The organism is Pseudomonas sp. MPC6 (assembly GCF_006094435.1).
In the GTDB taxonomy this organism is placed as follows: Bacteria; Pseudomonadota; Gammaproteobacteria; order Pseudomonadales; family Pseudomonadaceae; genus Aquipseudomonas.
Genome location: NZ_CP034782.1, coordinates 262,750 through 289,699, shown reverse-complemented (window position 1 = coordinate 289,699; position 26,950 = coordinate 262,750). Strand labels below are relative to the sequence as shown.

Annotated in this window: 26 protein-coding genes and 7 pseudogenes; 24 read left to right on the top strand and 9 right to left on the bottom strand. The window is 54.3% G+C overall.

What is annotated here, in order from left to right; all coding sequences use genetic code 11:
* Positions 1–97 precede the first annotated feature (97 nt).
* Positions 98–1,036 carry a LysR family transcriptional regulator gene (locus ELQ88_RS01710; RefSeq protein WP_138963254.1) on the top strand — a complete coding sequence of 313 codons (939 nt, stop codon included), beginning with the start codon at positions 98–100 and terminating at the stop codon, positions 1,034–1,036.
* Positions 1,037–1,173: 137 nt separating this feature from the next.
* Here the strand turns inward: ELQ88_RS01710 and ELQ88_RS35025 are convergent.
* A pseudogene (locus ELQ88_RS35025) lies at positions 1,174–1,266 on the bottom strand (transposase domain-containing protein); the annotation flags it as partial.
* A 265-nt stretch (positions 1,267–1,531) separates the two neighbouring features.
* On the opposite strand from ELQ88_RS35025, the pseudogene ELQ88_RS01700 reads away from it, so the two are divergent.
* Positions 1,532–1,830 (top strand): annotated as a pseudogene (locus tag ELQ88_RS01700) (transposase); the annotation flags it as partial.
* Positions 1,831–1,934: 104 nt separating this feature from the next.
* On the opposite strand, the pseudogene ELQ88_RS01690 reads toward ELQ88_RS01700, so the two are convergent.
* Both ELQ88_RS01690 and ELQ88_RS34040 read right to left on the bottom strand, forming a co-directional pair.
* A pseudogene (locus ELQ88_RS01690) lies at positions 1,935–2,302 on the bottom strand (ATP-binding protein); the annotation flags it as partial.
* An 81-nt stretch (positions 2,303–2,383) separates the two neighbouring features.
* The gene (locus ELQ88_RS34040) at positions 2,384–2,545 is read right to left on the bottom strand and encodes a hypothetical protein (RefSeq protein WP_161599943.1); all 162 of its coding nucleotides are present in this window, start codon (positions 2,543–2,545) and stop codon (positions 2,384–2,386) included.
* Between the two features lie 162 nt (positions 2,546–2,707).
* Between ELQ88_RS34040 and nhaA the strand changes: the two genes are divergently transcribed.
* Positions 2,708–4,108: a Na+/H+ antiporter NhaA gene (gene nhaA, locus ELQ88_RS01685; protein ID WP_138963252.1), complete on the top strand. Its 1,401-nt coding sequence runs from the start codon at positions 2,708–2,710 to the stop codon at positions 4,106–4,108.
* A 250-nt stretch (positions 4,109–4,358) separates the two neighbouring features.
* On the opposite strand, the gene ELQ88_RS01680 is transcribed toward nhaA, so the two are convergent.
* Positions 4,359–5,246 (bottom strand): LysR family transcriptional regulator, encoded by an 888-nt coding sequence (locus tag ELQ88_RS01680; protein ID WP_138963250.1) that lies wholly within the window; start codon positions 5,244–5,246, stop codon positions 4,359–4,361.
* A 363-nt stretch (positions 5,247–5,609) separates the two neighbouring features.
* Here ELQ88_RS01680 and ELQ88_RS01675 point away from each other — a divergent pair, with 363 nt between their 5' ends.
* From ELQ88_RS01675 to ELQ88_RS01655, 5 genes are all read left to right on the top strand, one after another.
* Entirely contained in the window at positions 5,610–6,620 is a 1,011-nt protein-coding gene (locus ELQ88_RS01675; protein ID WP_138963248.1) for a tripartite tricarboxylate transporter substrate binding protein, read from the top strand.
* A 66-nt stretch (positions 6,621–6,686) separates the two neighbouring features.
* Complete coding sequence (locus tag ELQ88_RS01670) at positions 6,687–7,181, top strand: tripartite tricarboxylate transporter TctB family protein (RefSeq protein ID WP_138963246.1); 495 nt, start codon at positions 6,687–6,689, stop codon at positions 7,179–7,181.
* The gene (locus tag ELQ88_RS01665; protein WP_138963244.1) at positions 7,178–8,695 is read left to right on the top strand and encodes a tripartite tricarboxylate transporter permease; all 1,518 of its coding nucleotides are present in this window, start codon (positions 7,178–7,180) and stop codon (positions 8,693–8,695) included. The genes ELQ88_RS01670 and ELQ88_RS01665 overlap by 4 nt, the downstream gene beginning before the upstream one ends.
* A gap of 100 nt (positions 8,696–8,795) precedes the next feature.
* Entirely contained in the window at positions 8,796–9,563 is a 768-nt protein-coding gene (locus ELQ88_RS01660) for a sulfite exporter TauE/SafE family protein (protein ID WP_138963242.1), read from the top strand.
* Positions 9,564–9,934: 371 nt separating this feature from the next.
* Positions 9,935–11,188 (top strand): OprD family porin, encoded by a 1,254-nt coding sequence (locus ELQ88_RS01655; RefSeq protein WP_138963240.1) that lies wholly within the window; start codon positions 9,935–9,937, stop codon positions 11,186–11,188.
* 242 nt (positions 11,189–11,430) lie between these two features.
* On the opposite strand, the pseudogene ELQ88_RS34035 reads toward ELQ88_RS01655, so the two are convergent.
* Positions 11,431–11,548, bottom strand: a pseudogene (locus tag ELQ88_RS34035) (transposase domain-containing protein); the annotation flags it as partial.
* Positions 11,549–11,570: 22 nt separating this feature from the next.
* Between ELQ88_RS34035 and ELQ88_RS01645 the strand changes: the two are divergent.
* Positions 11,571–11,756: pseudogene (locus ELQ88_RS01645) on the top strand (transposase domain-containing protein); the annotation flags it as partial.
* 44 nt (positions 11,757–11,800) lie between these two features.
* Here ELQ88_RS01645 and ELQ88_RS34485 read toward each other — a convergent pair.
* Positions 11,801–12,400 (bottom strand): annotated as a pseudogene (locus tag ELQ88_RS34485) (transposase); the annotation flags it as partial.
* A 133-nt stretch (positions 12,401–12,533) separates the two neighbouring features.
* On the opposite strand from ELQ88_RS34485, the gene ELQ88_RS01635 reads away from it, so the two are divergent.
* The 13 genes and pseudogenes from ELQ88_RS01635 to ELQ88_RS01575 all read left to right on the top strand — a co-directional run bounded on the left by ELQ88_RS01635 (position 12,534) and on the right by ELQ88_RS01575 (position 23,280).
* Entirely contained in the window at positions 12,534–13,259 is a 726-nt protein-coding gene (locus ELQ88_RS01635; protein WP_138963236.1) for a succinate dehydrogenase/fumarate reductase iron-sulfur subunit, read from the top strand.
* Entirely contained in the window at positions 13,256–13,594 is a 339-nt protein-coding gene (locus ELQ88_RS01630) for a succinate dehydrogenase (RefSeq protein WP_138963234.1), read from the top strand. Before ELQ88_RS01635 ends, ELQ88_RS01630 begins: the two co-directional genes overlap by 4 nt.
* A complete protein-coding gene (locus tag ELQ88_RS01625; RefSeq protein WP_138963232.1) occupies positions 13,591–13,929 on the top strand; it encodes a succinate dehydrogenase in 339 nt (112 codons plus the stop codon). Before ELQ88_RS01630 ends, ELQ88_RS01625 begins: the two co-directional genes overlap by 4 nt.
* 39 nt (positions 13,930–13,968) lie before the next feature.
* Positions 13,969–15,717 (top strand): FAD-binding protein, encoded by a 1,749-nt coding sequence (locus ELQ88_RS01620; protein WP_138963230.1) that lies wholly within the window; start codon positions 13,969–13,971, stop codon positions 15,715–15,717.
* On the top strand, positions 15,714–16,652 hold the full coding sequence (locus ELQ88_RS01615; RefSeq protein ID WP_138963228.1) for a fumarate hydratase: 939 nt from the start codon (positions 15,714–15,716) through the stop codon (positions 16,650–16,652). Before ELQ88_RS01620 ends, ELQ88_RS01615 begins: the two co-directional genes overlap by 4 nt.
* Entirely contained in the window at positions 16,652–17,383 is a 732-nt protein-coding gene (locus tag ELQ88_RS01610; protein ID WP_138963226.1) for a fumarate hydratase C-terminal domain-containing protein, read from the top strand. The genes ELQ88_RS01615 and ELQ88_RS01610 overlap by 1 nt, the downstream gene beginning before the upstream one ends.
* On the top strand, positions 17,383–18,873 hold the full coding sequence (locus ELQ88_RS01605) for a CoA-acylating methylmalonate-semialdehyde dehydrogenase (protein WP_138963224.1): 1,491 nt from the start codon (positions 17,383–17,385) through the stop codon (positions 18,871–18,873). Before ELQ88_RS01610 ends, ELQ88_RS01605 begins: the two co-directional genes overlap by 1 nt.
* Before the next feature lie 235 nt (positions 18,874–19,108).
* Entirely contained in the window at positions 19,109–19,435 is a 327-nt protein-coding gene (locus tag ELQ88_RS01600) for an NIPSNAP family protein (RefSeq protein WP_138963222.1), read from the top strand.
* A 114-nt stretch (positions 19,436–19,549) separates the two neighbouring features.
* Positions 19,550–20,590: a putative sulfate exporter family transporter gene (locus tag ELQ88_RS01595; protein WP_138963220.1), complete on the top strand. Its 1,041-nt coding sequence runs from the start codon at positions 19,550–19,552 to the stop codon at positions 20,588–20,590.
* Between the two features lie 211 nt (positions 20,591–20,801).
* Positions 20,802–21,068 (top strand): annotated as a pseudogene (locus ELQ88_RS34480) (hypothetical protein).
* Positions 21,069–21,469: 401 nt separating this feature from the next.
* On the top strand, positions 21,470–21,841 hold the full coding sequence (locus ELQ88_RS01585) for a DUF2384 domain-containing protein (RefSeq protein WP_138963218.1): 372 nt from the start codon (positions 21,470–21,472) through the stop codon (positions 21,839–21,841).
* Positions 21,842–21,908: 67 nt separating this feature from the next.
* Complete coding sequence (locus ELQ88_RS01580; RefSeq protein WP_138963216.1) at positions 21,909–22,361, top strand: RES family NAD+ phosphorylase; 453 nt, start codon at positions 21,909–21,911, stop codon at positions 22,359–22,361.
* Between the two features lie 469 nt (positions 22,362–22,830).
* Positions 22,831–23,280, top strand: a complete 450-nt coding sequence (locus ELQ88_RS01575) for a hypothetical protein (protein WP_228761514.1) — start codon at positions 22,831–22,833, stop codon at positions 23,278–23,280.
* Between the two features lie 533 nt (positions 23,281–23,813).
* On the opposite strand, the gene ELQ88_RS01570 is transcribed toward ELQ88_RS01575, so the two are convergent.
* From ELQ88_RS01570 to ELQ88_RS01560, 3 genes are all read right to left on the bottom strand, one after another.
* The gene (locus tag ELQ88_RS01570) at positions 23,814–24,158 is read right to left on the bottom strand and encodes a cytochrome c (RefSeq protein ID WP_228761513.1); all 345 of its coding nucleotides are present in this window, start codon (positions 24,156–24,158) and stop codon (positions 23,814–23,816) included.
* Positions 24,145–25,332, bottom strand: a complete 1,188-nt coding sequence (locus ELQ88_RS01565) for a sulfite oxidase (protein WP_228761512.1) — start codon at positions 25,330–25,332, stop codon at positions 24,145–24,147. The genes ELQ88_RS01570 and ELQ88_RS01565 overlap by 14 nt, the downstream gene beginning before the upstream one ends.
* Before the next feature lie 224 nt (positions 25,333–25,556).
* Positions 25,557–25,856: a MarR family transcriptional regulator gene (locus tag ELQ88_RS01560; RefSeq protein ID WP_138963210.1), complete on the bottom strand. Its 300-nt coding sequence runs from the start codon at positions 25,854–25,856 to the stop codon at positions 25,557–25,559.
* A 327-nt stretch (positions 25,857–26,183) separates the two neighbouring features.
* On the opposite strand from ELQ88_RS01560, the gene ELQ88_RS01555 reads away from it, so the two are divergent.
* Positions 26,184–26,480 (top strand): type II toxin-antitoxin system MqsR family toxin, encoded by a 297-nt coding sequence (locus ELQ88_RS01555; RefSeq protein WP_138963208.1) that lies wholly within the window; start codon positions 26,184–26,186, stop codon positions 26,478–26,480.
* 1 nt (position 26,481) lies between these two features.
* Positions 26,482–26,883 (top strand): type II toxin-antitoxin system MqsA family antitoxin, encoded by a 402-nt coding sequence (locus tag ELQ88_RS01550; RefSeq protein ID WP_138963206.1) that lies wholly within the window; start codon positions 26,482–26,484, stop codon positions 26,881–26,883.
* Positions 26,884–26,950: the final 67 nt, after the last annotated feature.

Sequence of the window (26,950 nt, the reverse complement as noted above, 5' to 3'; positions counted from 1 at the left end):
TGCATCGCAGGGCTTGATGTCCACATTAAGCTGTTGCTTTGTTCATGGCGAGACGCAAAAATCGAATTAATTGTTTGCGTGGGAGAACAATCAAATCATGCTGAAAGTGGAAGTCGAAAAGCTCTGGACCCATCTGCACTGGTTGACGATCCTTGAAGAGCAGGGTACGTATACCGCGGCGGCGATCAGGTTAGGGGTGAGCAAGTCAGCGGTCAGCCAGCGAATTGCTGAACTGGAAAAAGCCACGGGCCTGAGTCTGGTGTTACGCACGACTCGCAGTGTGCGATTGACCGATGCGGGAAACGCCCTGGTACGTAACGTGCGCAGTGCGTATGAGCAAATTGCCTGCAGTTTTTCCGATGTTCGAGACTCTGCCGGCGTGGCACGGGGACTTATACGCCTGACGGCTCCGGTCGCGTTTGCCCGCCAGCAATTGATCCCGGAACTGGCCGGTTTCTTCAAGCAATTTCCCGAAGTCAAAGTGCAGCTCGACGTTTCCGATCATATTTCCTCCATCGCTTCGGAGGGGTTTGATCTGGCGGTTCGGCACAGCAATCAGATCCCGGATACCCATGTCGCCTGGAGGTTGTGCGCGACGCGCTCGGTGCTGGTTGCGACCCGCAGTTATCTGGAGAGATTCGGCGAACCTCAACGTCCAGAGGATCTTGTCGAACACAACTGCCTGTACTACCCGCGAGGCAACGATACACCTGCCTGGGCTTTTGAAGGCCTCGCCCCCTCACAAGGGGAGGAGAAGCGGCTGACTGTTCCTATCCAAGGCACCTTTGCAACCAACAATAGTGAAGCGTTGCGTGATGCGGCCTTGACTGATTTGGGCATAGCACTTTTGCCCGACTTCAGCGCTCAAGCCGGGCTCAAGAGTGGAGGATTGGTGCAGGTGTTGCCAACGTGGAGATTAGTAGGAGCCTTCCCAGAGGATATTTATCTGGTGCGTCCTTATTCCGCCCATGTGCCCAGAGCCGTTACCGTCTTTGTCGACTACATGCGAGGGCGGTTCACGGCCGGTTTTATCTGAGGGCCTTCGCAGTGGCCGCATGTATCCACGTTCCAAGAGTTCCCTACCAAAACTCGATGAATTCGCCGATTTCATCGCCGAATTCTGGGGGAGCCACCAGCCTGCCAGCCCCTAAGGTTCTAGACGATTTCCAGCACCAAGTAAGCATACGGATCATGCCCGTTCATGCGCGCCGACTGGATCAAGCTCATGATCGCCGCCGCACGTTTTCCGCTGCGTAGCGATCCGGCAAGTCGAGTCAGCCGAAGGGAATTTCACCCCTCGGCTGCTCACAGAACCGTATCTGCCTGAGTCATGCAAGGTGACTTCGGCGGACGTACATGGACGTCCCCTATTTGCCAAGCTTTCATTTAGAAATGGTTTGAAGGTAAAGTTCATCCGGACTTTCACTGCGAGACGTGCTCGCTGTCCCTGATGGGTTCTGCTGGTCAGAGCCTCAATCGCTTACACGCACTCTAAGTGCCTCGTCCGCCGAGGGTTGTGCCGACCAAGGTCTTACAGCTCGCGCGCGAACTGGGAGTCAGCTACAACACGGCCTGGAAGCTCAAGCATAAAATCATGCAGGTTATGTTCGAGCGCGCACAAAGCCGGGTACTCAGCGGCCGAATTGAAATGGCTGACGCCTATCTGGGCGGTGAACGACCTAGAAAACGCGGGCGAGGTGCGGAACATAAAGTGCCCTTTATCGCGGCGGTGCAGACCAGTGCGCAAGGGCATCGCAGTACCTGCAACTACGCCGTGTACGCGCGTTCACGAGCAAGGAGATAGTGCATTATGCGCAACGCTCGGTTGCCTGCGCATTCCACGCCATCCGGCCACCCAGCCCACCAACATCCGGCCACCTGTTCCACGCTCATCCGGCCAGGCAGTCGGAGCGCAGCGACGCAGGTTTGCATTGTTAGTCTGAAGCTCCTGCCGTAGTCAATTTCGTTGCCCGCCTGCGCATCGATTCGCCCTTCAGTTCGATGCGATAAGCGTTGTGCACCAGACGGTCGAGGATCGCATCGCCCCAGTTCTTCCAGCAGACGCGGCAAACGCAGGTAGCGCACGCTGTAGCCGTCCCGGCAGGCCTTGTGGGCCAGCGCGCAGGCGAGCCAGGTTTTGCCCACGCCGTGGGGCCGCCGATGATCAGGTTCAGACCGTCGCGCAGCCATTGGCCGCTGCCCAGTGCAGGATCAGGTATTTGTCCAGACCGCGTGGGCTGCGGTAATCGATGTCTTCCAGGCAGGCGTAGTGGCGCAGTCGCGCTGCTTTGAGGCGGGTGGTCACGGCCATGGCCACACAGGTCATTCGATTGCTCTGAATGCCCGTGATGCCTCCCGCATCGCGTAAGCCCAAGGCATAGCCTTAGGCACGCCCGGCGGCTTCCATCACCAAGTGCATAAGGGTGCCTTCGAGGATCTTGAGCAGCAGGCTCTCCCTCCGTTCCGTCTGCCCGCGGCTCAGCCCCAACATGGCGTCATACGAGCGAGCAAATTTAATAGGGCTGTCGTCCCGAGCGCTCGACATGGATCAAAACCTTTCCTGATTACCCATGAAGGTTTAACAATGTGGCATGATCATTTGCATATCTCTACCAAGCTACTTATTATCCGGCTGGGTGCGTTGTTGCATACGGCAAAACGCAGGTTAAAGCTCAAACGTTGGTCGGGCCGCCAGCGGAGAGTACATATGGCTGATAAATACTCGGCGTCCCCCTCAATTCCGCGTCCTCAGGTTTTGACCGCTCGTGCTCTGTCCGCAATAGAGCGCTTTTCGCATATAGAAGCGGTTAGCGGCATCGTATTGCTACTCGCGGCGATGGCTGCACTCATCTGGGCCAATAGTCCAATCGCCGACTCCTACGAACATTTCTGGAATACCCAAATCACCCTGGGTTTAGGCGACTTTACCGTCTCTGGTTCATTGCGTTTTTTGGTTAATGATGGGCTGATGGCGGTTTTCTTTCTCGTAGTCGGCGCCGAGATACGTCAGGAAATCAATGACGGAGCGCTGTCCAGTCTCAAGTTGGCAGCACTGCCACTGGGCGCTGCGCTGGGCGGTGTCGTGGTGCCGGCGATCATCTACTTGGCGTTCAATCAAGGTACCGAAGCCAGTACAGGGTGGGCTGTACCAACTGCTACCGACATTGCGTTTGCAGTAGGTGTCCTCGCCCTGTTAGGAAAGTCGATTCCAGGTGGGGTACGCGTCCTTTTGCTGGCGCTGGCAATCATCGATGACATTGTCGCAATCCTGATCATCGCCGTGTTCTATACCGCAACACTGGATTATCTAGGGTTAGTGGTTGCGGTGAGTGGTCTGGTACTGGTGTTGATTTTTCAGCGCATGGGTATAAGCAAGGCCTATGCGTACATACTGCCTGGCGCCATTGTATGGTTTGGACTCCTGAAAACCGGTGTTCACCCCACCCTTGCCGGCGTCATTCTTGGCCTGATGACGCCAGTCAACTCCAAGCCTGCAACGGAACGTCCACTCGACACAATCGGCCATGCGTTTCATGAGCTGATGGATCGACTCTCTCAATCCTCCAACAGTCCGCAGGAAGTCGCTAAGCCGCTGAAGCAACTCCAGCAAGCCCAGAGGGAGATATTGCCTCCGGTACAGCGAGTACAGTGCGGCCTGCATCCGTGGGTGGCGTTTGGTGTCATGCCGCTCTTCGCACTGGCTAACGCGGGAGTGAGTCTGGGAGGTTTCAATCTGGACGATGCTGCTTCCCAAAGTGTTTTTGTGGGGGTGCTGCTGGCGTTGGTACTCGGCAAGCCTTTCGGAATTGTGCTGGCGAGCTTCGTACTCACCAAACTCAATATCTGCAAGCTGCCAGTAGGTGTGACATGGAGTGGTGTCTGGCTGGTGGGGCTGCTAGCGGGAATTGGATTCACCATGTCCATTTTCATTGCGTCGTTGGCGTTTCCTGATCCGGCGCTACTATCTGCGGCGAAATTGAGTGTCCTCGCGGCCTCGACCGGCGCTGCAATTATGGGATTGATCTGGGGGAAGCTAACAATGTTGGGTACGGCTCGCCCTAAAGTAGTCGCTAGCGGGGTGCGCAACCCGGAACGGGTGAAGGCATGAAATTGACTTACGAAAAGTTGCCTTCGTAGGGGCAACATTGGATGGGTGCGATCCAATTGTTGACGCTTACACCGAATTGACCCATGGGTCAATCCGGTGTAAGCGTCAACAGCCCTGGACATGACCGATTTGAATGGCGGCGCGTTCTTCGACGCTGAGTTCGTGATAGGACATGGGGCAGCACCGTACTGGAAAGGTCAGTTGTTGCACTCAGTTTTTGCCGCCGCCCTGATATTGTTAAAATTTGGCGTTATTTTAACCATTTCTTTTTTCGCATTGTCTCAGCCAGTTCAGTGATTAGTTCGTTTGTCAGATGTGACTTGTTGCTGTTCTCTTTCTCGATAAGGCCCAGGATCCGGTGGGGCGCTTTTCGGGTAAAATCGAGGCGTTTTAGAGGCAGCGAGCCTGGGTACTGTATATTGCGTTCTGGAATAACTGAGACGCCAAGACCGTGATATACCATCGTGGAAATAGCTTCCAGCGTATTCAGTTCCATGGCGTCGTTTACGACGATACCCAGGTTTTTCAAATGCTCGTCGATTAATTGGCCACACCATGCATTCTTGTTGAAGCGGATAAAAGGGTGAGTCTTCAGCAATACTTCCGGAGGGACATTGGGCGAATCAATGGGTGCAATAACGATCAGTGGTTCTATGCCAAAGGGTGTCCAGCTAAGTCCTGGGCGTTCGGTGGGAGGCTCGCTGATAATGGCGGCATCGATGGCGCCTCTTTCCACCTGTGCGATCAATGAGTTGGACAGCCCGCTGGATACCGTTATATGAAGCTGTGGAAGGGAGTGACGCAGGCTTGCCAGCGCCGTTGGTAACACCCCGGTTAACATGGTAGGTACCGAACCAAGGGCAAGCTGCCCCGACAGCTTGTCAAAGATGGCCGAAGTTTCCATCAGTTGTTCATAGTTCCGGACGATTTCCCTGGCCTTAGGGACGATCGTTATGCCGGCTTCGTTCAGGGTTAGCGGGCGGCGTGTCCGGTCGAACAGTGGCATGTTGAGCTCATCCTCAAGCGCCTTCATTTGCAAGCTGACTGCAGCCTGTGTAAGAAACTCAGCTTCTGCTGCTTCCACAAAGGAGCCCTTGTCTGCGATGGCAAGGAGCGTTTTGAGATGGCGAATTGACATTGACTGATTCCTGGCTAGCCCTGAGGGTCATGGTGTTGGGTCAGGCACCGGTACAGTATAAGAAAAAATTGAAAAATATCTACATATTAATCGGTAAAATTACTAAAAATTAAGAATGAGTAGCGGCTGGGCAAGGAGCAAAACGCCGTCGCCAACTTTAAAAGATATTAAGACTTGGTTAATAAAATGTAGATTGTAATTATCCCCCTTGATGTTAGTGTGTTTTTTGTATTGAGCCAAGGTAATTGCCATTGCTGCTCGATAGGGATGGTGAAAGGTGATCAGCGCTAATTTGGCTTTTGATAAAACCTCACCTCTGTAACAGAGGGCGAGTTTGTATTTACTATTCAGAGAACAATAATAATGACAAAAAAAACCAAATCATTTAAGGATATTCACAAGGTAGTCAAGGCGGGCCTGTGCCTAAGCATAGGGCTCATGCTTTCAGCTCCGGCTATGGCTGAGTATCCAAAGCGCCCAATATCGTTAGTGATTCCCTATGGACCAGGTGGTGCTACCGATATTTCGGCACGCGCCTTGGCACGTTCCCTTTCTGGCGAAGTCTCCAAGCCTCTGGTGATCGTAAACCGCACCGGTGCAGGCGGAGTGACAGGTTCGGCCAGCGTTGCTCACGCGAAGGGTGACGGCTATACAGTGCTTGCCGCACGTGTTGGCTCCCATACCGTAAATCCCGCCATGAAGAGTAACCTTCCCTATGCGTTATCAGACTTCAAATTTGTTGGGGTGTACGAAATAAACCCAATTGTCTGCGCAACGAACAGCGACAGTGGGATCGATTCTATGGAACAGCTGGTAAGCAAGGTGCAATCCAACCCAGGAACAGTAAGTTATAGCTCCTCCGGGGTCGGCTCTTTTCTTCAGTTGTCTGCGGTCATGATATTGGATGCCTTCGGTGTAAAAAAACCGCTGGAAATGGCCATTCACCTGCCAATGCGTGGCGGCGGCGAAGCGGTCACGGCGGTACTTAACGGTACAGCGACCTTTATCTGTGATAATTCATCGACCCTGGCAGGCTTCATCAATAATGGCCTGATGACCCCGCTTATTGTAACGACCAAGGAGCGAATCAACGGAATCGATGCTCCCACGGCGTCTGAGCTGAATCATCCAGAGCTCGAGACGCTACTGGGTTGGACAGGAATCGCTGGACCCAAAGATATGGATATGGAGGCTGTCAAATCCTGGGAAAAATGGCTAGCTGCGGCGACCCGTGACCCCGAGTTCGTAGGTAGCATGGAAAAACTTGGCTCCGTTATCGTCAATATGGGGGCAAAAGAGTCGGAAGAGTTCATTAACAAACAGTACATTATCTTCAAGAGCTTGGTAGATAAGTTGGGTATGGAAGCTAGTTAATGGTTGGTTATATTATGTGTGCCAAGTATAGAGTACATATTTTTATACATTAATGAGGTTGCCGATATGCTCATCAATAAAAAGGAGCTAGTGGTCGGTGGAGGCGTGTTTGCCTCTGGCCTTCTGTTTATACTCTTTCTGATACCTGTCGCAGTTGTTTCGCCCCAATCTATAGCTATTGCGGTTCTTGACCCGGCGTTCTGGCCTAAGGTTGTGTCATGGGTATTGCTGATTCTTGGTATATGCATGATGTTAAATATAATGCTTAACAGGAGGTCTGAGCCTCACGCTAACTCTTTCGAAACGACTTCATGTGAAACCGCTTTTCGAATGTCCGTTTTTGTTGTGTTTCTATCTGGTTACTATTTGCTGCTACCTTATCTTGGAATGGTTTGGGGTTCCAGCATTGCATACATAATACTATCAATAGCATTCTGCAAGACTGGATATCGCTTTACGGCAGTAGCTGTTGGAATTCTTTTGCCCGCAGCACTATATGCCTTTTTCTATCATGTTGCGGGCATCGACATTCCCCAAAGTGAATTTGCGAGGTTGCCATGAGTTTTCTTGATACGTTGATGGGGGCTTTTTCGCTGGTTGCTCAGTTTGACAGTATCCTTGCACTTGCGATTGGCGTTGCTATTGGTGTGATTTGCGGGGCTATTCCAGGTATGTCTGCCACTATGGCGGTGGCGCTCACCCTACCTTTTACCTTCGCGCTGGAACCTGTAGTGGGTATTCTGTTGCTTCTGGGGGTATATAAGGGCGGTGTTTTTGGTGGTTCCATACCGGCGATTCTGATCAAGACTCCCGGTACGCCGGCTTCCAGTGCGACCGTGCTGGATGGATATCCTCTGGCTGAAAAGGGGCAGGCGGGTAAAGCTTTGAGCATGGCGTTATATGCATCCTGTACGGCGGATATAATATCGAACCTAGCGCTGATTCTATTTGCTGGTTGGCTAGCTTCCTTTGCAATGAGCTTCGGGCCACCGGAGTTTTTCACACTGATGGTGTTCTCGCTGATGATTATCGCTGGAATATCCGGTGACCGGTTGATGAAAGGTATGGTCTCTGCTGCCTTGGGGTTACTGCTTGCTACTGTCGGTTTGGATCTGGTTTACGGCACAGATCGATTTATCATGGGCAATGTAAACCTGATGGGCGGGTTCAATTTCATCGCTGTCCTGATCGGATTGTTCGCGCTGCCGGAAATTATCGCCTTTGCCATGAACCCATCCGACGCCCATGGAAAGGTTCGGGAGCTGGGTTGTAATAGCATTACTCTTCAAGAGTATAAACGTTGCTTTCGAACGATTTTTCGGGGCGGCATCATCGGTGCCATACTCGGAGCCATTCCGGGCATAGGTGCCGCACCTGCTGCATTTCTTTCGTACAGTGAGGCGAAACGGAAATCCCCCAATAAAGATAATTTTGGTAAAGGCGAGCTTGAGGGCGTTGCCGCAGCTGAATCAGGTAACAATGGGGTTTGTGGCTCTACCCTGATTCCATTGCTAGCATTGGGTATTCCTGGGGATGTGATCACCGCCATCATTATCGGTGCTTTCATGATTCACGGAATTCAACCCGGGCCCATGCTTTTTGAGACCAATGGCACTCTCGTTTATGCGTTGTTTATGGGCTTGATTTTGAGCTCTTTTTTCCTGTTCTTTATTGGCGGCTTCTCCATACGTATCTTTGGATTTGTTGCAGATATTCCTAAATCGATACTCATGCCAGCGGTATTGGTGCTTTGCGTTTTTGGGACATATGCTGTTAACAATTCAATGTTTGATATTTTGGTCATGTTTGTCTTAGGCTTGCTCGGCTACCTCATGATGCGGCTGGACGTGCCTGCTGCTCCTTTTCTGATCGCTTTTATATTGGGCCCTTTGCTTGAGGACAACTTTCGGCAGTCGATGTTGATGTCCAATGGCGATTTTTCAATACTGTTTCGTAGTGTGATTACTTGGGTGTTCTGGACGCTCACCGCGCTTACGCTGTTCTTCCTGATCAAGAATAGCCTTGCTGCCAAGCCCACGGCCATTAATGCCAACAGTGAAACAGTGAAACAGTGAAATAAGGCTAGGGAGTCTTGGGAATGGGGCACTGATCTAGGAGTGTCCCATTTTCAGGATTATGGCGTACGCTTTAGTTTGCTATTAATAGGCTAAATAAATGGAATACATCTCGTCATCACTTAGCCTGGCAATGGCGTCGGATAACCTAAGTTGCATCGGTTTGATACTTTTTTTTTCATTATTGCTGCGCGCGGCGATCGGCTTTGGTGATGGTTTGCTGGCGGTTCCTCTGCTGGCAATGTTCATTGATATACGTGAAGCTGTGCCTTTGATTATTTGTCTCTCCACAACTATTTCGGTTAATGCGCTTTGGCAGGGGCGGCGATCACTGCAGCTTAGTTCGCTAAAACGTACATCCGTCGCAGCCTTAGTTGGTATCCCTCTTGGTGTCATGCTGTTGAGTTTAGGCAATGAAGTTGTGGTCAAGAGCTTACTTGGCGTTTTGCTCGTTGCCATGGCTTTGTGGCGTTTAGGGCCTAAATCGCAATTACAGTTAAAGTCAGATGGCTGGAGTTATCTGTTCGGAGGTCTTGCAGGCATGCTTGGGTCTGCTTACGCCCTCCGTGGTGTCGTTTTCAGTATTTATGGTGGACTCAGAGGTTGGAGTCAGGATCAGTTCAAAGGTACCATTAGCGGGTTCTATATTCTAAGTGGCGTTGTAATTCCTATAAGTTATTTGTCTTCTGGCTTGATTACACCTCGTTTGATTGGCCTCTATTTACTTTTCTTGCCGTTGGCATTTCTATCTACGATACTTGGTCATCTGCTGACCCATCGGCTTGATGCCGATATGTTTCAAAAGATCATTTGGATCTTCCTGTTGCTGTTTGGAGTCTTTTTGGCTGCTCGCCCTTTGCTATTTTAGTGAAATGGCTTTTGGAACTTCTCCCGTTTCGCGCGAAGTGATTTTTTATAAAAGTAAGCCGTTGAATCTCCGCCCCGATACCGATCCGAGCTTGCGATACCCCGATTACTGCTCAGCGATGAGTACTGGTTCGAAGATGCGGAAATTGTGCTGAGCAAGACTATCTTCCTGCTGTTCGCCAGGGTGTCCCGGTGCTTCGATCAAGTTGCCATGTACCCCAGATTTTCGGTTCACCTCGCATGCCGCCGGCCTATCCGGACGCCGAACCGGGCAAGAGTGAGCCCACGAATTCGGCGCGTGCCTGCCTCTTCGTGGTCTAAGTGTGCGCCCGTGTCGATGAGCCACCCATAAAAATACTGGAGAAAATCATAATGAGAAAGACCTCCCTGGCGCTGGCCGTAGTCGCCGTCACTCTGGGCATGTCCCTGAGCCAAGTCGCCAACGCCGAATTCATCAAGGACAGCAAGGCCAGCATCGAAGCGCGCAACTTCTATTTCAATCGTGATTTCCGTCAGGCCGCCGCCAGCCAGGCCAAACAGGAAGAATGGGCGCAAGGTTTCATTCTGCGCATGAACTCCGGCTATACCGAGGGTACGGCGGGCTTCGGCATCGATGCCATCGGCATGCTCGGCTTCAAGCTGGACTCAGGAGGGGGCACCGCCGGCAGTGGTCTGCTGGTGCCCGACCGCTCGGGCGGCTCCCAGGATTACTCCTCCGACCTGGCGGTGGCCGCCAAGGCCAAGCTGTCCAAGACCACCCTACGCGTCGGCAGCATGCAGTTCAAGAACATGGCCATTTCCTCCAGCGACAGCCGCCTGACACCGCAGGTATTCAAGGGCGGCCAACTGCTTTCCCAGGAAATCGACGGCCTGACCCTCGATGGCGGCTATGTGCGCGAGGTCAACAACCGCAATTCTGGCGATTTCGAAGACCTGTCTATGACCGCCGGTAGCCGGCGCGACTTCACCTTCACCGATGGTATCCTGACCGATTCCTTCCGGTTCCTCGGCGGCACCTACCAGCTCAACAAGGAGCTGAGCACGGCCTACTACCACTCCAACCTGGAGGATCTGTATACGCAGAACTCCTTCAACCTGGTGCATGTGCTGCCGCTGGGCGAAGGGCAGAGCCTGAAGACTGATTTGCGCTATGCGCATTCCACCGGGGACGGCCACAGCAACGTCGACAACAAGGCGCTGGGCGCGATGCTCACCTATGGCCTGGGCGTGCACAAATTCGGCATCGGCTACCAGAATATGAGCGGCGACACCGGCTTCGCCTATCTCAACGGCACCGACCCGTTCCTCGTCAACTATGTGCAGATCAGCGATTTCGCCAACAAGGACGAGACGTCCTGGCAGGTGCGTTACGACTACAACTTCGCTGGCATCGGTATCCCTGGGCTGACCTTCATGACCCGCTACCTGAGCGGTGATAACGTCGATCTGGACGCTGCCGGCGACGGCAAGGAGTGGGAGCGCGACACCGAGTTGATGTACGTGTTCCAGGAAGGCACCCTGAAGAACTTCAGCGTGCGCTGGCGCAATGCCATGGTGCGTTCGAACTTCACCAACGATATCGACGAAAACCGTCTGATCGCCAGCTACACCCTGCCGCTGCTCTGACAGTTGCCTCGTTGCTGACGGGGCTGTCAGGTAGTTGCATCCTGTTTGGCGGAGTAGCTCAGGCAAGCCTGGGTCGCGCTACGGGCTTGCCTGATGAGATCGTCATTCCCACACCCTGCGAAGGCTAGCCTTTCGCAGGGTGCTTTTATGGTTCCGCCCTGTGGAGCCCGAGCGCAGCCGCGCAGTTGATCGTACGTCCGGCCGGCACCTTTACTCAGGTTTCGGCGCTGAGGGGCAATAGCTCATCGATTCGTTGTTGGCCAGGCGGGAAGCTTTTCCAACGTGTCCTTGAGCCAGGCGGATGGCTCAATATCCGTTCAGTTTGGCGATGGCCAGCAGGTTCTGGATGGCGGCGACGCGTTCCGATCCTGTGAGTCGAGTCAGCGACACGCCCAAAGACGCGACCGCCAGTGCCCAACTCTACAGCTTGGTGGAAACCGCCAAGGCCAACGGCCAAGAGACCTACGCCTACGTGCACCACATCCTCGAGTGCCTGCCTCAGGTCAACAGCGTCGAGGGCTACGAAGCGCTGCTGCTGTGGAACTGCACACCAGCGACGCCACAGTAAGCATCAACCCCATTTATTGGAAGACGGTGTTCATGGATCGCTTACGCTTGTTTGTAGGCAAGCGACCCCGGCTGCTTGTTTATGAGTTCAAGCGCACGCATCAAGCTGCGCACCTTGAACCGACCCAGTTGCTCATTTACCGTCTTTACCCATCATCAACAGGATGTGCGGCTACCTGCAGCACTGCGCTTTGCGAGAACAGCTCACTCACCCGGCTGCACAACTGAAGCCGTTCGACATCAGGAGTCCGGCACCTGAGGCGGTGGGCGTAGTAGCTTGAGCGGTTGATTTCAATCACATTGCACTGTCAATCAACCGGATCATGGACGCTAAGCTGAATGATCAGCACGTATTTTCGTGATCTTCCGACATCAGAGCGCGGTAGCCTTTTAGTATCGATCTCTCCCGTCCGAGGCTGATGATCCGGGCTTCCAGCTCCTGGATTTTTGCTGTTCCGGTGTCAGTGCTTTGCTCTGCGGAGTGAGACCTTCGCGCTCCTGCTGAGCCTGGCTGGCCCAGCGGCGGAGTGCCGACTTGCCAATGCCGAGTGAACGGCTGGCTTCTATGTAACTGTATTGCTTGAGCACGCGATCGGCAGCCTCGCAAATGAGTTCAGCAGGAAAGGGACGGCGTTGCTCGACCATCATATTAATAAATCCTTAAGCTGTTATTAAATTTATATGGATGGCATAAGTAGATCTGCGGTTATAAGATCGACTGTATGAAACGGTAGCCAGTAATTCTGCAGTCATGTACTTCCGGTGAGGCGCAAAAAATATGGAACATAATCACAAAAAAATAACCGTATCAGTCTGGCGAGGAAAAGAGGAAGGTGGTTTTGAAGAGTTCCAGGTTCCTTTTGTTGAGGAGCAAACAATTCTTGATCTTTTGACCCATATTCAGCGATCGGTTGATAGTTCCCTGTCGTATCGATTTGCCTGCAGGGTCGGTATGTGTGGTTCCTGTGCAATGCAGGTTAACGGCAAGCCTCGCTGGACCTGCCGCACCTTGGTACGCAACGTCGTAGAGAATGATGCATTGAGGCTTGAGCCGCTGGCTAACTTGCCGGTTGTCAAAGATTTGGTGGTTGATATGGAACCATTCTTTGACAAGTGGCAGCAAGCCAAAGGCCGATTTGAGCCGGCAGAATCGGCGGTGCAGGAGTTCGCGCCAATCAAGCCGCAAGACAAGCAGCGCGCGAAAGTCGACGAGGCCATCGAATGTATTAATTGTGGCATCTGCTACGCCGCCTGTGATGTGGTGGCGTCTAACCCCGCCTACCTGGGCCCTGCGGCACTCCAACGTGCCTGGTCACTGATCAATGATGCCAAAGACTTCGCGAACCCAGAGCGCCTGAAAGCAGTGAGCGGTGATGGCGGCTGTCAGAACTGCCATACCAACTCCCAGTGTATGGCCCGCTGCCCATTGGAACTGAATCCTACACGTTCCATTGCCGGCCTTAAAAGGGCGGTAGCCTTTGCAACGCTGAAGGGGGACATATGAGCACTCGAATCGAGTTCAAGTTGTGGCTCTTGCATCGTGTTAGCGCCATGTTACTGGGATTGTTTGTGGTGATACATATCGTTGGGATGATTATCGCGATTCAGGGTGGGTTGTCTTCGGCTGAAATTTTGCAGCGCACCAGCGAAAATTATGTCATGGGAGTTTTCTACTCGGTATTCACGATTGCAGCTGCTGTTCACTCTTCCATTGGACTGCGTACTGTCGCATTTGAAGTATTGGGGTGGAGAGGAGCGATTGTAAACCGCGTTCTGACTGTGTTCTTCCTGATGCTCTGCGTGACAGGTATCTCTGCAATAGGAGGGCTGGTGTTGTGAAAACCAACCGCGATAAAAAAGAATACTGGGCCTCGTTTGTCCAGCGTTGGTCGGGCGTTGCCCTTGCGCTTTTCCTACCGTTTCACTTTCTGGTGTTAAGTCTAGTTCTCCAGGGAAGCCATGTGCTGGACGGTTTCCTCTATTGGGCTGATGCCCCGCTGATCAAGTTTGCCGAAGCCGGTTTAGTGGGTTTGCTCGCGGTTCACCTTTTAGGCGGTGTGCGCCTGCTAGTTATCGAGTTTTTTGCCTGGAAAGAGTGGCAGGGGTATTTGATTTCCGTCGCCGCGACCGGCGCTGCGGCGACCGGTTGCTTGTTTCTTCTTAGGGCATTTTAAACAGCTTATTGTGTCCTTTGAGGATGCATGGGAGACGGTATGACTATTGAAACTAAACAAACCGATATTCTGATTCTCGGCTCTGGTGGCGCCGGTTTATTCGCAGCGCTTCATGCCCATAAAAGCAATCCGGACCTCAAGATTACCGTGGCCGTTAAAGGGTTGCTGGGAAAGTGTGGCTGTACCCGAATGGTGCAGGGGGGATACAACGTTGCCTTGAATGATGGTGACTCTGTCGAACGTCACTTTATGGATACCATCCATGGCGGCTACTGGATTCCCAATCAGGAACTGGCCTGGAAACTGGTAGAAACCGCGCCCAAGCGAGTGCTTGAGCTGGAAAACGAGATTGGATGCTTCTTTGACCGTGTTGACGACGGCTCCTTGCATGGCAAGGCATTTGCGGGCCAGACGTTCGATCGCACCATTCATAAAGGCGACCTGACGGGTATCGAAATCATCAACCGCTTGGCCGAGCAGGTGTGGTCTCGGCCTATCGACAGGCTTGAGGATCACCGGGCCATCGAGATTATCCAGTCCGAAGATGGCAGCCGGATATCGGGCATTCTGATGCTTAATATCCGCACCGGTAAGCCTCTGTTTGTTCAGGCCAAGGCCGTGATGCTGGGCACTGGCGGCGGCCCTACGATGTACCGTTACCACACGCCGTCCGGCGAAAAATCCTGCGATGGTCTGGCCATGGCGCTACGGGCGGGTCTCAATCTGCGCGATATGGAAATGGTGCAGTTCCACCCCACCGGATTGCTGGCCGGCGAAGGCACGCGTTTGACCGGTACGGTGCTGGAGGAGGGCCTGCGCGGCGCGGGCGGCCACCTGCTCAACGGCAAGGGAGAGCGCTTCATGCACTCCTATGATGAGCGTGGCGAGCGCGCCACCCGTGATGTGGTATCCCGTTCGATCTATCGCGAAATGCGCAAGGGCAATACAACCAAAAGTGGTGGCGTACATATCAGCATGGCGCACCTGGGGGTCGACAATGTGCGCAAGAAATTCAAGGGCATGGTCAGCCGTTGCAAGGATGTAGGGGCGGATCTCGCAGGCGGCCTGGTAGAGGTGGTGCCAACGGCACACTACATGATGGGCGGCGTTGAGGTGAACGTAGACTGCGAAACCGCGATGCTCGGGCTCTACTGTGCAGGGGAGGATGCCGGCGGTGTACACGGCGCCAATCGCCTGGGCGGTAACGGTGTGGCCAACTCGACGGTCTATGGCGGCATTGCCGGCGATGTCATGGCCGACTGGGTCTTACGGGAGGGACAGTTCGCTGAACCTGACCAAAATCGAATCGCGCAAACGCTGGAATTCATTGATACGCCGTTTCGCCAGAGCCAGGGTGATCTGACCGATCTGCGTTATCGCCTGTTAGACAAAATGTGGGATGACGCCGGCATTATTCGCAACGAAGTAGGGCTGGTGCGGGCCTATGACGATGTATTAGCCATCCGCGAAGAACTCATGGGTCTGGGTATTCCCGATCATGGCAAGGCCTATAACCAGACCTGGCATGACTGGCTGAACCTGCATTCACAGATCAGCGTCAGCCTCTCGATTATCAAGTCGGCTCAGCTGCGCAAGAACTCAAGGGGCGCTCACTTTCGTGATGATTTCCCCGAAAAGGGTGACCTGGACACATCAACCTATGTGCGGGTTCGGCAGGACGGTGACGCTATTACCGTGACGGAAATACCGGTTGAATTCACCCGCGTTAAACCTGGCCAGACGCTGATACCAGAAGAAAACGACAATAAAATTGGAGTCGCATCATGAGTTTTAATCCCATACCGCAGCAACTGGTGCTGGAAACGGCAACGGAGCTGATGTCCCGGGCGGCCATTGATATTCCGCCTGACTACAAGCGTGCCCTGCAGCAGGCCGCGAGCAGGGAGACCGAAAACCTCTCCTGCTTTGTTATCAAGACCATGCTGGACAACTACGACGTTGCCGAAAAGGACCGGCGTCCGATGTGTGCAGATACTGGCCTGCCGCGGTTTTATGTCAAGGCAGGGAATGAGGCCATGGTGCAGGGCGGCTTTGTGGCGCTGGAAAATGCCTTGCGTCAGTCGGTTGTCATCGGTACTCAGGAAATTCCGCTGCGTCCGAACCGTGTGCATCCATTAACGCGCAAGGACAACAACAACAACTTGGGTATTCATGCCCCTGAGGTCGAGTATACGTTTGAGCCCGGCGGTGACTGGATCGATATCATCACGGTACACAAGGGCGGCCTGTTCGGTACCGACTACCGCATGCTGTTCCCGGGTGATGGCATTGACGGCATCAAGCGTTTCTTCCTCGACACCATGGCCTCTTTTGGCCGCCGTGGCCTGGCCTGTCAACCGGCCATCATCGGCGTGGGTCTGGGTGGCAACAAAGACACCTGTATGCGAATCGGCAAGGAGGCCGCCTGCCTGCGCGTTGTCGGCGATGTTAACCCGGATCCGGATGTCGCCAAGCTGGAGCAAGAGCTCAAGGACCTCGGCAACAGCATCGGCATGGGCCCCATGGGGTTTGAAGGCAAGACGCTGGTCATCGACTGCCATGTTGAAGTGGCATACACCCATACCGGCGGCATGCCCATGAGCATTCATTCGTTCTGTCATTCGTCCCGCCGCGCCGCTGCGCGTATCTATAGCGATGGCCGGGTTGAATTCAGGGATGACCCGCAATGGTTCACCGACTTCTATCGGCGGGAGGGTATCTGATGAGCAATATGAGAGTTGTAAAATTGCAGGTGCCCGTATCCCAAGAAGATGTCGATAACCTGGAGCAGGGCGATATTGTCTATCTGACAGGCACAATCTATACCGCCCGGGAAGGCGTTTACAAAAAAGTCCTGGAAAGCGGAGAAGAACTGCCCGTTGATATCCGATCAATTTCCAATGTCAACTTCCATTGTTCTCCGGCAGCAAGCCTGAATAAAGAAGGTGGTTACGATGTGGGGGCTGTAACAGCGACTGCCAGTTTTCGCTTCGGAAAATGGATGAAAAGCTGGTTCGAAACCTCGGGTGCAAAAATCATTATCGGCAAGGGCGGAATGCCGGAAGAGGCTTACCGAGACGTCTTTATGCCCAACGGTGCACGCTATCTCTCAACCGTGGGCTATGGCGCTGGCGCATTGCTCGGTCGTGGTATTACCCGTGTTAAAGATGTGCACTGGCTGGAAGAAAATGGTATTGCACAGGCGATGTGGATTTTTGAAGTTGATGAAATCGGTCCCTTTATCGTGGATAACGACCGTGAAGGCAACAGCCTTTTTGTAAAGCACGAACGTGCGGTTAATGTCAGGCTCGAAAAGCTCTATGAAGGCCTTAAGCCTCCTGCTCTCAAGCGTTACGGTGAAACTACTAATCGTGGCGATGAAGTTATCGGTGAGCCAGACACTCAACCCATAAAATTCGTAAATGTGATGCCAACTCAAAAGGATAATAACTAATGAATCAGTTAGGGCACTATGTTAATGGCAAAGTAGTAACTGGTCGCGGTGAGCGCAATCGTGCAGTATTTAATCCGGCGACGGGGTTCCAGAGTGCGCAGCTGAACCTGGCGACCGTAAAGGAAGTAGAAGAGGCAGTTCAGGCTGCGACCGATGCGTTACCGGCTTGGGCGGCCACGCCGCCGGTACGCCGGGCCCGGGTAATGATGAAGTTTCTGCAGCTGCTGAACGAGAACATCGATGAGCTGGCGCTGCTGATCTCTCAGGAACACGGCAAAGTGCTGGATGACGCCAAAGGTGAAGTCACCCGTGGTATTGAAGTGGTTGAGTTCGCCTGTGGAATTCCGCATCTGCTCAAGGGTGAGTTTAACGAAAACGTAGGTACCCGCGTCGATAGCTGGTCTGTGCGTCAGCCCGTGGGTGTGTGTGCTGGTATTTCGCCATTCAACTTCCCAGTGATGGTACCGCTGTGGATGTTCCCAATTGCGATCGCCTGTGGTAACACCTTTATTATGAAGCCCTCGGAGAAAGACCCGAGCAGCACGCTGCGCCTTGCGGAACTCTTCTCAGAGGCGGGCTTGCCGGCGGGTGTGTTCAATGTGGTCAATGGCGACAAGGAGGCGGTGGACACCCTGCTGCAACACCCGGGTATCAGCGCTGTCAGCTTTGTCGGCTCCACACCGATTGCACGCTATGTACAGAAAGTCGGTATCGAGCATGGCAAGCGAGTACAGGCCCTGGGCGGTGCCAAAAACCATGCCATTATCATGCCGGATGCCGACCTGGACAGCACCGTGAATGCGCTTATGGGGGCTGCCTATGGCTCTGCAGGTGAGCGTTGCATGGCCATCTCAGTCGCGGTTGCCGTAGGCGATATTGCTGATCCGCTGGTGGCTGCACTGAAAGACCGACTCAAAGACCTGAGAGTGCTGCCCGGTACTCACCCGGACGCCGAGATGGGCCCGCTGGTGACGCGCGAGCACCTGGACACTGTGTTGAGCTTTGTCGACAGCGGCATTAAGGAAGGCGCAGACCTGGTTGTGGACGGGCGTCAGTTACAGAACCCCGAGCATGGCGAAGGCTACTTTATGGGCGGCTGTCTATTCGACAACGTAACGCCTGACATGCGCATTTATCAGCAGGAAATATTCGGTCCTGTACTGGCTGTTGTCCGTGTTGATGACTTTGAGCAGGCGCTGGAATTGATCAACAGCCACGAGTACGGCAATGGCACCGCCATATTTACTCAGGAAGGCCATGCTGCTCGCGAATTTGCCGCTAGGGTTCAGGCGGGCATGGTGGGTATCAATGTCCCAATCCCTGTACCGATGGCATTCCATAGTTTCGGTGGCTGGAAGGGTTCACTGTTCGGTGATCACCATATGCACGGCATGGAAGGGATACGTTTCTTTACCAAGCTGAAGACGATTACTTCCCGCTGGCAGGCCAGTAGCAGCCAGTCGCAGTTTTCCATGCCAACCATGAAGTAATGAAGTACTCATCGAGCTATTAATGCGCTGGGTTAATCGATGATGTAAGAACGCTTCTGCATGATTTATTTACGGTAACTTACTCTCGATTAGTTAGTCATAGGTTTCAGGTCGTGGGTCTGCAACACAGGATCATTCATTCTGGTGTTTCTTTAGCGGGGTTTTGTTGAGTCATGGCAGTGCGTGTTTTGTCATGTGACTAGTAATGGAGCCCGCCTTTTTCTGGAGATGAAAAATGTTTGTTGATGAGCGAATTTATACTCTTCATAACGGCAAGCTCGGCGAATTTCTTAAGTTGTATGAGGCCTTGGGCAAGGATGTTCAAGTTCGTATTCTGGGTAATATGATTGGCTATTTCCATACCGATATTGGGCCGCTGAATCAAGTGGTACATATGTGGGGCTACGAGTCGATGGATGACCGATGGAGACGCCGGCAGGAACTGCAGGCCAGTGAGGAGTGGCTTGAATACGCTCTTAAAATGCGCCCGCTAGTGCAAAATATTGAAAACAAGATTCTCATTCCTGAGTCTTGGAGCCCGATCGGCGGCACCGATAAGTAAACAGCTCTACTCCTTTTAAAGCAGGTTCGATTTTGAGCCTGCTGTCTTCTTTATTCTAAGAATAACGCGTCTTTATCCTTGGCGTTCCTTTCTCACAGACTACTGGACAGTAGAATGAACTCAGTCGATCAGTCCTTTTTTTCCTGTCGGTTCGCCGGGTTGCGTACGCGTGTGGCGGAGCTGCTGCCGGGTTTTGTGTTGTGCCTTGTCGTCGGTATGGCTGCAACGTTCGTATCGGAGCACTACGGTGGTCCAACCATCCTTTATGCCGTGTTGATGGGCATGGCATTGAACTACCTTTCGTTGGAAGGCCGTTGTGTCGCGGGCATTGTCTTTTCGGCCAAGGCGGTACTGCGCTTTGGTATAGGGTTGCTTGGCGCCCGAATTACCATTGAGCAGTTACTGGGGCTTGGTATTACGCCCATAGCCATTGTGCTGGTGGCCGTACCAGCGACCATTGGTTTCGGTATCCTGTGCGGTAAGTGGTTGAAGCTTGGCCGTTCACAGAGCGTGCTGGCGGGCGCCTCTGTTGGCATTTGCGGTGCGTCCGCAGCCTTGGCTGTGGCCTCAGTGTTGCCCCAGAGCAAAGACGCGGAAAAAAACCTCATTTTCACGGTGATCTCGGTAACGGCTCTGAGCACCACGGCGATGATTCTTTATCCCCTGATCGTCAGCTATTTTGGTTTCAGTGATACGGAAATTGGTATTTTTCTGGGTGCGACTATTCATGACGTCGCGCAGGTTGTCGGTGCAGGCTACATGGTCTCAGACAACGTAGGGGACGTTGCTACCTTTACGAAGCTGCTGCGGGTGGCAATGCTGGTTCCGGTAGTGGTGATGATCTCAGTCATCGTTGCACGTCGGAATTCGGACGCCGGTAGCAAGGGCGGCAAGTCCGGTTTTCCCTTGCCCGGCTTTCTGGTCGCCTTCGTCATTGTTGTACTGCTTAATAGCAGCGGATACCTGCCGTCATCGATCAGCAATGCCATGATCGAACTCTCGCGCTGGTGTCTGGTAGTTGCCATGGTGGGGCTGGGTATGAAAGCTTCATTCAAGGAACTGGCGGAAATGGGGTGGCGCCCGATGGTACTGATGATTGCCAATACGGTATTTCTGGCAGTGCTGGTGGGCGTATGGTTGTTCCTGGCGCGTTGACAGGTGCGGTTAGCTTATCGATCAGCAGACGCGCGACTGATCCCGGCGAGCATAATAAGTCGCTCGGTGTCTGACGTCCGGAAAGGGTCGCAGAGGCATTGGGACTTAGATTTCACTTAGCAGTGCCATTTTGCTCCCCAGATTTGTTGCCGATGGGGCCGTGGGTCAGTCTTGCGTTGGCAGGTCAATTCGGCATCGGCGTCAACAACCCATGAGCAACCCGCTGCGCATCAATGAAGCACTTTGATTGTCGGCCGCGCATTTAAACCTTTTCAATGCGTTAGCTGGGCTCCTCAAGACAGTAATGGCGAACTGAGTTTGACTGTCATGGACTGTAGCAACGCTCCGTATTGGCCGAAAACAGATTCCAAGAAGTGCGTATTCCGACCCGGGCAGTTGAAAAAGCCTATTGGTGGAGATGCGCGCTGAATTGTGCCCAGAAGGCTACAAGCTGCGGTCCTGGACAATGCCAGAGTAATTCAGACAAAAAAAACGGCGGGATGGAAACCGCCGTTTTTACTGATTCCGGTTCATTGGGTCATCGTCATGATGTATCGCTCTACTGCGATTTTCCTAGCTTACAACCTTGTCAGCCCGTATCGATCCATAACACGTCAGCGATATTAACTGGCCATCCAGCACTTAGGGAGTAGGCAATTGCCTAAGCTGTTGTACGCAATTGCTTACAAGGTTGCGATGCCAGATTCGCTGCAACCTGCATGGGCACAGGTACAAACCGGTAAGGGCCCAAAGCCCGTAGACGCCTATGGGAAACGCTAACCCGGCTGGGCGGCGCCTTCTTTGTACGGTGGCTCAATTACGAAAGAAAGCACTTTCAGTGCATAATTAGTGCGTAACCCCTGCGTTAGGAGACAACTCATGAATACCGTGCTGCAAGAACCCATCGTTGAGCGGTTCCGCGAGCCCAACACCCCGTATCTATCCCCGTCCAAGGTCAGTGATTTCTTCGGCTTTCGGGTACAGGAGTTGGCCGAGCGCGCGCATGTGCATCGCAATACCCCTACCGCGCGGCCTCAGGCACCTCAGTTGCAAAAGTACCTGCAGGACATGTTAAGAGTGCTGGCCGTGGCCACCGAGATGACAGGCGACTCCGAGCGGGCTGTCTTTCTGCTGCGCAATGAGCCGTTGCGGGCCTTCAGTTACAAGACTGCCGATGCCCTGATCCAGGAAGGGCGTGCCGATGCGCTTATCGCCTATCTGGAGTCTCTCGTGGGCGGTGCCGCGGGATGATTTCAACCATCTTCGGTAAGGGAGGGGATGAGCCTGTTACCGGGTCATTTCCCCTGCCTACGCCAGCATGCCGTTATCCGGCATGGGGGCGGCGCGCCAGGGTGGTCGCTTCAACCGCCCTGATCAGGAGGCGTTGTACCTGTCGTTGGATGATGCGACGGCGCTGGCAGAGTACAAACAGGACAACCCCTGGCTGCGGCCAGGCACGATCTGCACGTTCTTTGTCAACGGCCTGCAGGTGGCCGATTTGAGCGCGGGTTTCGACTGCGAGCGCTGGCCGTCGTTGTGGGCTGATTTTACCGTGGACTGGCGTGCGGAATGGTTCGACAAGGCCTCGGAGCCGCCGACCTTGTACATGGCCGATGATGTGGTGGCTGCTGGGCTGGACGGCATTCTGTTCCCCTCGCAGGCGCGTCCGGTTGGGACCAATCTGGTGATCTACCGCAGCTCTGCCAAGCCTGCGTCGCAACTGCGCGTCTGTGACCCTGATGGGGTGTTACAGGGGCTCGCGGGGCATTGAATGGCCACGCGCTGCTCACCAATACCCAACCGTCATCATGTGTGATGACTGGGTCGAGACGGCCGCACAGCAAGAAGCTTCGCAAAAGGCTTCACGGATTGTTACGACTCAGATTTATGGTAAGTGCTGCGAATGGAAACGAATGATGAAAAAGGCTAAGCGGCGCGCTACGAATAACGCGGGCTATGTTCAAGGCCCCCACACCTTGCCCGGGTGTTTCCCACTGGAGGGTTTACGCGACTACCCGACGCTTCGAACATCCACGATAGCTGTATTGCTGCTTCGCTGAGATAGCTGTCTAAACCACAGTATTTCTTTGCCTTGAGAAATACCCCCCGGTCAACTCAAACGAGATTATCTGGTTACTGCGGTACATGAGCAAGTCCACCAATGGCAGGCCCACTACGGCAAGCGTTCGCGGGCCGGTTATCACAATGCCGAATGGGCTCACAAAATGGAGGCGGTCGGCTTGATGCCGTCCAATACCGGCGAACCGGGTGGTAAGCGCCACGGCCAGCAGATGACGCATTACATCATCGAGGGCGGGCCGTTTGATGTGGCCTGCAATGAACTGATCGAGCAGGGCCGCATGCTGTCCTGGATCGACGTGGTAACTAAGCGCGTGCCTATGTCAGCGGTATTGCTCTATGGGCCAGGTGGCGAGCCGGTGCCAGGCATGCCGGAGGATCCGACGATTGATATTCCCGCGCTGACCTCAGCGGGATTGCTGCAGCCAGATCCTGGCAAAGAAGATCCGAAGAACAAACGCAAGTACACCTGCCCGAGCTGTCACCTCAATTTGTGGGGCAAGCCTGGTCTGAGTGGCCGCATTGAATGTGTCGAATGCAAAGTCCAGTTCGTTGACTCGAAAGAGCTGGTCGAGGTCCCGTCCGAAGCGGTGGCCGAAACCGGCGAATAGTCCACGCCGATGGGCGAAGCCCGCACCCTTTCAGCCTGCGGATCCAAGGGGGGCACCTACTCGGTCGCCGAAGGCATTCCGATGCAACAGCCAGCGCACGCAAAATCGCCCAGCGAGCGAGGCCCAACAAAGGCCAGAGCGAGCGGTGCAGTTGTCCACGGGACGGGCGGCTTTTTTTTGCCCGGGCGGTGGGCAACTGCAAGGTGATTCCCTGAGCCGGGCACAGATCCTGATCGCGGCTGTTGCATCGCCCGGGCTGGCCCGGGCCGATAGCGATTCTCCTGTGTCGTAAGTTACAAATGTTGGATACGCTCGCAGTCATTAAACATCAACGAAATTCGATTGACCTTAGCTAGCTGTTGGCGTTGATGCGATTTTGAACCTGGGTCAAAGCCGCATCAGCGCCAACAGGTAGATTCATTCCACTTTACTCAGATCAGCCGCAGGCTTCATTCCGCCAGTCCGTGTTAAAAGGTCATCGAGACGGGGCCGTCTCGATGACCTTGGTTGCTACTTCGTTCCGGGCTGTGGCGTTATTGCTTGGTCACCTGGGACACGTAGTGGGCTACGGCCTCTATTTGCTCGACGCTGAGCAATTCAGCAAAGGCCGGCATCACCCCGACGCCACCGCGTACTGCGGCCATGACCCGTTCCGGGGTCGGCTTGAGTTCATCGAGGTTGGGGCCAATGGCGCCACTGGAGCCGGCGTCCTGCAGGGTGTGACAGATCGTGCAGGAGGGTTGCGCCTGCTCGGCGAACACCTTGCGGCCCAACTGATATTGGGCGTCATCGGTAGCCGCTACACTGGCTTGAGCCGTGCCCAGCAGGCCGCTCAGGGCGAGGCTCAGCGCCAGTGCCGAGGCCTTAGACAATTGCAATGCTGACACCATGATCCCTCCAGCCGTTGTGGCCGTAGCCACGTTCATTTGCCAGCCCCTCCTGGGGTTGGGCGTTGCCCTCGACGTCGGTTGCTCGACTCATCAGGCTGTAGTTACCGGGCTTGAGCTCGGCGAATAGAACAAAGGGACGCCAAGCGTATGGACCCAGGCTCGGGCCGACGAAGGCGGCGGCCTGCCAGTTCTTGCCGTCATCGAGGGATACCTCGACGTCCTTCACTTCCTGGGCACCGCCGAAAGCCACGCCCTGAATGCGCACCCGCCCGGCCTTGGCCTGCTTGAGCGGCTGGGTGATCCAGGACTTGACGTTCATCTCCCACATTGACGGTTGATCCGGTGCGCCTGACTGACCAACCGGACGGATGCGGTAGCCCGAGGCCTGGATAGTGGCGTTGGTCTGTTCCGCGGTGAAGGCCACCTGTTTGATGTATTTTACGTTGTTCACCCCGTAGTAACCCGGTATTACCAGGCGCAACGGACCACCATGGGCCAAGGGCAGGGGCTCGCCGTTCAGCTCCCAGGCGAGGACGGCCTGATCCAGGGCACGCAGGGGCACCGAACGCTCGACCATCAGGCTCTTCGGATCGAGGCCGGCCGGTAGTTCTTCGCCGCCGGTGCTGGTGATATAGGACAGGCCGTCAAGGCTTCCGCCCATGGCCTCAACCACGGTTTTCAGCGGCACGCCGCTCCAGAAAACACAGCCGGCGGCACCGGTTTCCCACTGGGTGCCACTGGCTTCGTGGTCGAAGAATGCCCGACCGTTACCCGAGCACTGCAGCACGCTGGCGACGGTGGTGACACCCAGGGTTTTGAGTTCGCCGAGGGTTATGCTGCGCGGCTTCTTCACGCCCTGGACGGCGACCGTCCAGGCATCGCGATCGGCGACAATGGACGCCGAGGGTGGCGGCAGGTTGTTGCGGATAAACAGCTGTTCGTTGGACGTTACTATGCTGGTGCCGACGGCGTCACGCCGGGTTTCCACGGTGTTGGCGCTGTGCACGATCAGCGCCTCGGGGCTTTTCCAATTGACGTAGTCTGGCAGCGGCATCTCGGCTGCAAGACTAACCGGGCTAAGGCTGAGCAGGCTGGCCGAGGCGAGCGCGACAGCGCTGCCTAGCAGCACCTGGCGGCGTTGCGGGTCAAAGTTGTCGTTCACGTTTTTCTCCCTAATAGGCGAGTCGCCCGGTACGGGATGGGATCCTGATTGGAGCATAGGCAGGATCCGTATCGATGGGGCAGTCAACTGTCCAGGCTTCAGCGCAAACCAGTGGGTCAGCCTCTCGTTGTCTGGGCAGTCAGAGAAGTCTAGCCCGGATGTTTCATAAGCACGGCCGCTTGCTCAAGGTTCGAGCAAATGGCCGTGTTTATGAAACATCCGGGCTAGTACCTCATCACAGAGGATTTGACTGTTTGATCTTCAACTGACTCAAGCCGGGGCAGCACGTCGTACTCGACCAGAACCGATACGCTGCGGGCGCACCCAGGCTGGCGTGAAATCAGCCCAGCCTTTTCGAGGGTCAGAAGCATCTGGTGAACCGACGGTGGGGTGACTTTGAAAAAGCGTTGCATATCGGCCTGAGCTGGTGCGTAACCGTTGACCAGGTTATAGGCGTGAATGAACGACAGATACTGCCCCTGCTTGTGGGTGAATGTTTGTGCCGATTGAATGGTGCGATCCATTGTTGCGCTCTAGGATGAGGGCTCGACAATGAACATACGCTACCGGATAGACCGTGATGAAGCTAAACGTGCGCCACTGGCGAAAATGCTGAGCGGCGGCAAGCATGCCGCGCGCAGATCTTGTGGCCGCCGATGCCGGGATCAGTGATGAAGAGATTACCGCACGCTCTCGGCCAGTAGCTCTACGGTGTATCAAATAAAGCGTCGGTTCGCACTGAATGGCCTGGAGAGCCTTCCTTATGGTAAACCCGCAGAGTTCGAATAAAATCGTACGCTGAGATAATTAACCAACTTGCCATATATAACCTATTAGGTTAATTTCCATTCATGGAAAAAAGAACACCCCACTGCAAGCTATCCGCCGTCAAAGCCTTGATCGAAGTGGGAAAGGTACGCACCACACAAGCTGCGCGAGTTGGCGCGAATGAGTTGGTGCTTGAGTTTTCCCAGATGCTGGCCGTGGTGACGGCGCTTACGCCGGCGGATTTCTACAAGAGCATGCCCACTCACGCCGATCACACGGTGTGGCAAGACGTTTACCGTCCAAACACGCAGGCGGGTGACGTGTATCTGAAGCTGACGGTCATTGATGACGTGCTGATCGTGTCTTTTAAGGAGCTATAATATGAAATGTCCTGTTTGCGGCGCGGCTGAACTGATTCATGACACCCGCGACCTGCCCTACACCTACAAGGGCGAAACCACCGTCATTGCTGCGGTGACGGGGGACTTTTGTCCCGCCTGTGCCGAGTCTGTCTTGGGCCCAGTGGAGTCGGACCGCGTCATGCGCGAAATGCGTGCTTTCTCGAAGCAGGTCAACGCGGCCATTGTCGATCCGGGGTTTATAACCACCGTGCGCAAGAAGCTTGCGCTCGATCAGCGTGAAGCGGCGGAAATTTTCGGCGGTGGCGTCAACGCGTTCTCGCGCTACGAAAATGGCAAGACCAAGCCGCCATTGGCGCTGGTGAAGCTGCTCAAGGTGCTTGATCGCCACCCGGAGCTGTTAAACGAAGTCAGGACGACATAGGTGCATTTGCCCGGTTGAGGCCTCAATCGGGCGTTAAGCCGGCAATACGCGTCCGCTACTGACACAG

What these genes read in the sequence shown, in the direction of transcription:
- ELQ88_RS01560 (WP_138963210.1), bottom strand. Translation starts at nt 25,856, where the DNA reads ATGGATCGCACCATTCAATCGGCACAAACATTCACCCACAAGCAGGGG.
- nhaA (WP_138963252.1), top strand. Translation starts at nt 2,708, where the DNA reads ATGGCTGATAAATACTCGGCGTCCCCCTCAATTCCGCGTCCTCAGGTT.
- ELQ88_RS01665 (WP_138963244.1), top strand. Translation starts at nt 7,178, where the DNA reads ATGAGTTTTCTTGATACGTTGATGGGGGCTTTTTCGCTGGTTGCTCAG.
- ELQ88_RS34040 (WP_161599943.1), bottom strand. Translation starts at nt 2,545, where the DNA reads ATGTCGAGCGCTCGGGACGACAGCCCTATTAAATTTGCTCGCTCGTAT.
- ELQ88_RS01595 (WP_138963220.1), top strand. Translation starts at nt 19,550, where the DNA reads ATGAACTCAGTCGATCAGTCCTTTTTTTCCTGTCGGTTCGCCGGGTTG.
- ELQ88_RS01675 (WP_138963248.1), top strand. Translation starts at nt 5,610, where the DNA reads ATGACAAAAAAAACCAAATCATTTAAGGATATTCACAAGGTAGTCAAG.
- ELQ88_RS01555 (WP_138963208.1), top strand. Translation starts at nt 26,184, where the DNA reads ATGGAAAAAAGAACACCCCACTGCAAGCTATCCGCCGTCAAAGCCTTG.
- ELQ88_RS01580 (WP_138963216.1), top strand. Translation starts at nt 21,909, where the DNA reads ATGCCGTTATCCGGCATGGGGGCGGCGCGCCAGGGTGGTCGCTTCAAC.
- ELQ88_RS01615 (WP_138963228.1), top strand. Translation starts at nt 15,714, where the DNA reads ATGAGTTTTAATCCCATACCGCAGCAACTGGTGCTGGAAACGGCAACG.
- ELQ88_RS01630 (WP_138963234.1), top strand. Translation starts at nt 13,256, where the DNA reads ATGAGCACTCGAATCGAGTTCAAGTTGTGGCTCTTGCATCGTGTTAGC.
- ELQ88_RS01680 (WP_138963250.1), bottom strand. Translation starts at nt 5,246, where the DNA reads ATGTCAATTCGCCATCTCAAAACGCTCCTTGCCATCGCAGACAAGGGC.
- ELQ88_RS01670 (WP_138963246.1), top strand. Translation starts at nt 6,687, where the DNA reads ATGCTCATCAATAAAAAGGAGCTAGTGGTCGGTGGAGGCGTGTTTGCC.
- ELQ88_RS01600 (WP_138963222.1), top strand. Translation starts at nt 19,109, where the DNA reads ATGTTTGTTGATGAGCGAATTTATACTCTTCATAACGGCAAGCTCGGC.
- ELQ88_RS01585 (WP_138963218.1), top strand. Translation starts at nt 21,470, where the DNA reads ATGAATACCGTGCTGCAAGAACCCATCGTTGAGCGGTTCCGCGAGCCC.
- ELQ88_RS01660 (WP_138963242.1), top strand. Translation starts at nt 8,796, where the DNA reads ATGGAATACATCTCGTCATCACTTAGCCTGGCAATGGCGTCGGATAAC.
- ELQ88_RS01655 (WP_138963240.1), top strand. Translation starts at nt 9,935, where the DNA reads ATGAGAAAGACCTCCCTGGCGCTGGCCGTAGTCGCCGTCACTCTGGGC.
- ELQ88_RS01620 (WP_138963230.1), top strand. Translation starts at nt 13,969, where the DNA reads ATGACTATTGAAACTAAACAAACCGATATTCTGATTCTCGGCTCTGGT.
- ELQ88_RS01635 (WP_138963236.1), top strand. Translation starts at nt 12,534, where the DNA reads ATGGAACATAATCACAAAAAAATAACCGTATCAGTCTGGCGAGGAAAA.
- ELQ88_RS01610 (WP_138963226.1), top strand. Translation starts at nt 16,652, where the DNA reads ATGAGCAATATGAGAGTTGTAAAATTGCAGGTGCCCGTATCCCAAGAA.
- ELQ88_RS01710 (WP_138963254.1), top strand. Translation starts at nt 98, where the DNA reads ATGCTGAAAGTGGAAGTCGAAAAGCTCTGGACCCATCTGCACTGGTTG.
- ELQ88_RS01605 (WP_138963224.1), top strand. Translation starts at nt 17,383, where the DNA reads ATGAATCAGTTAGGGCACTATGTTAATGGCAAAGTAGTAACTGGTCGC.
- ELQ88_RS01550 (WP_138963206.1), top strand. Translation starts at nt 26,482, where the DNA reads ATGAAATGTCCTGTTTGCGGCGCGGCTGAACTGATTCATGACACCCGC.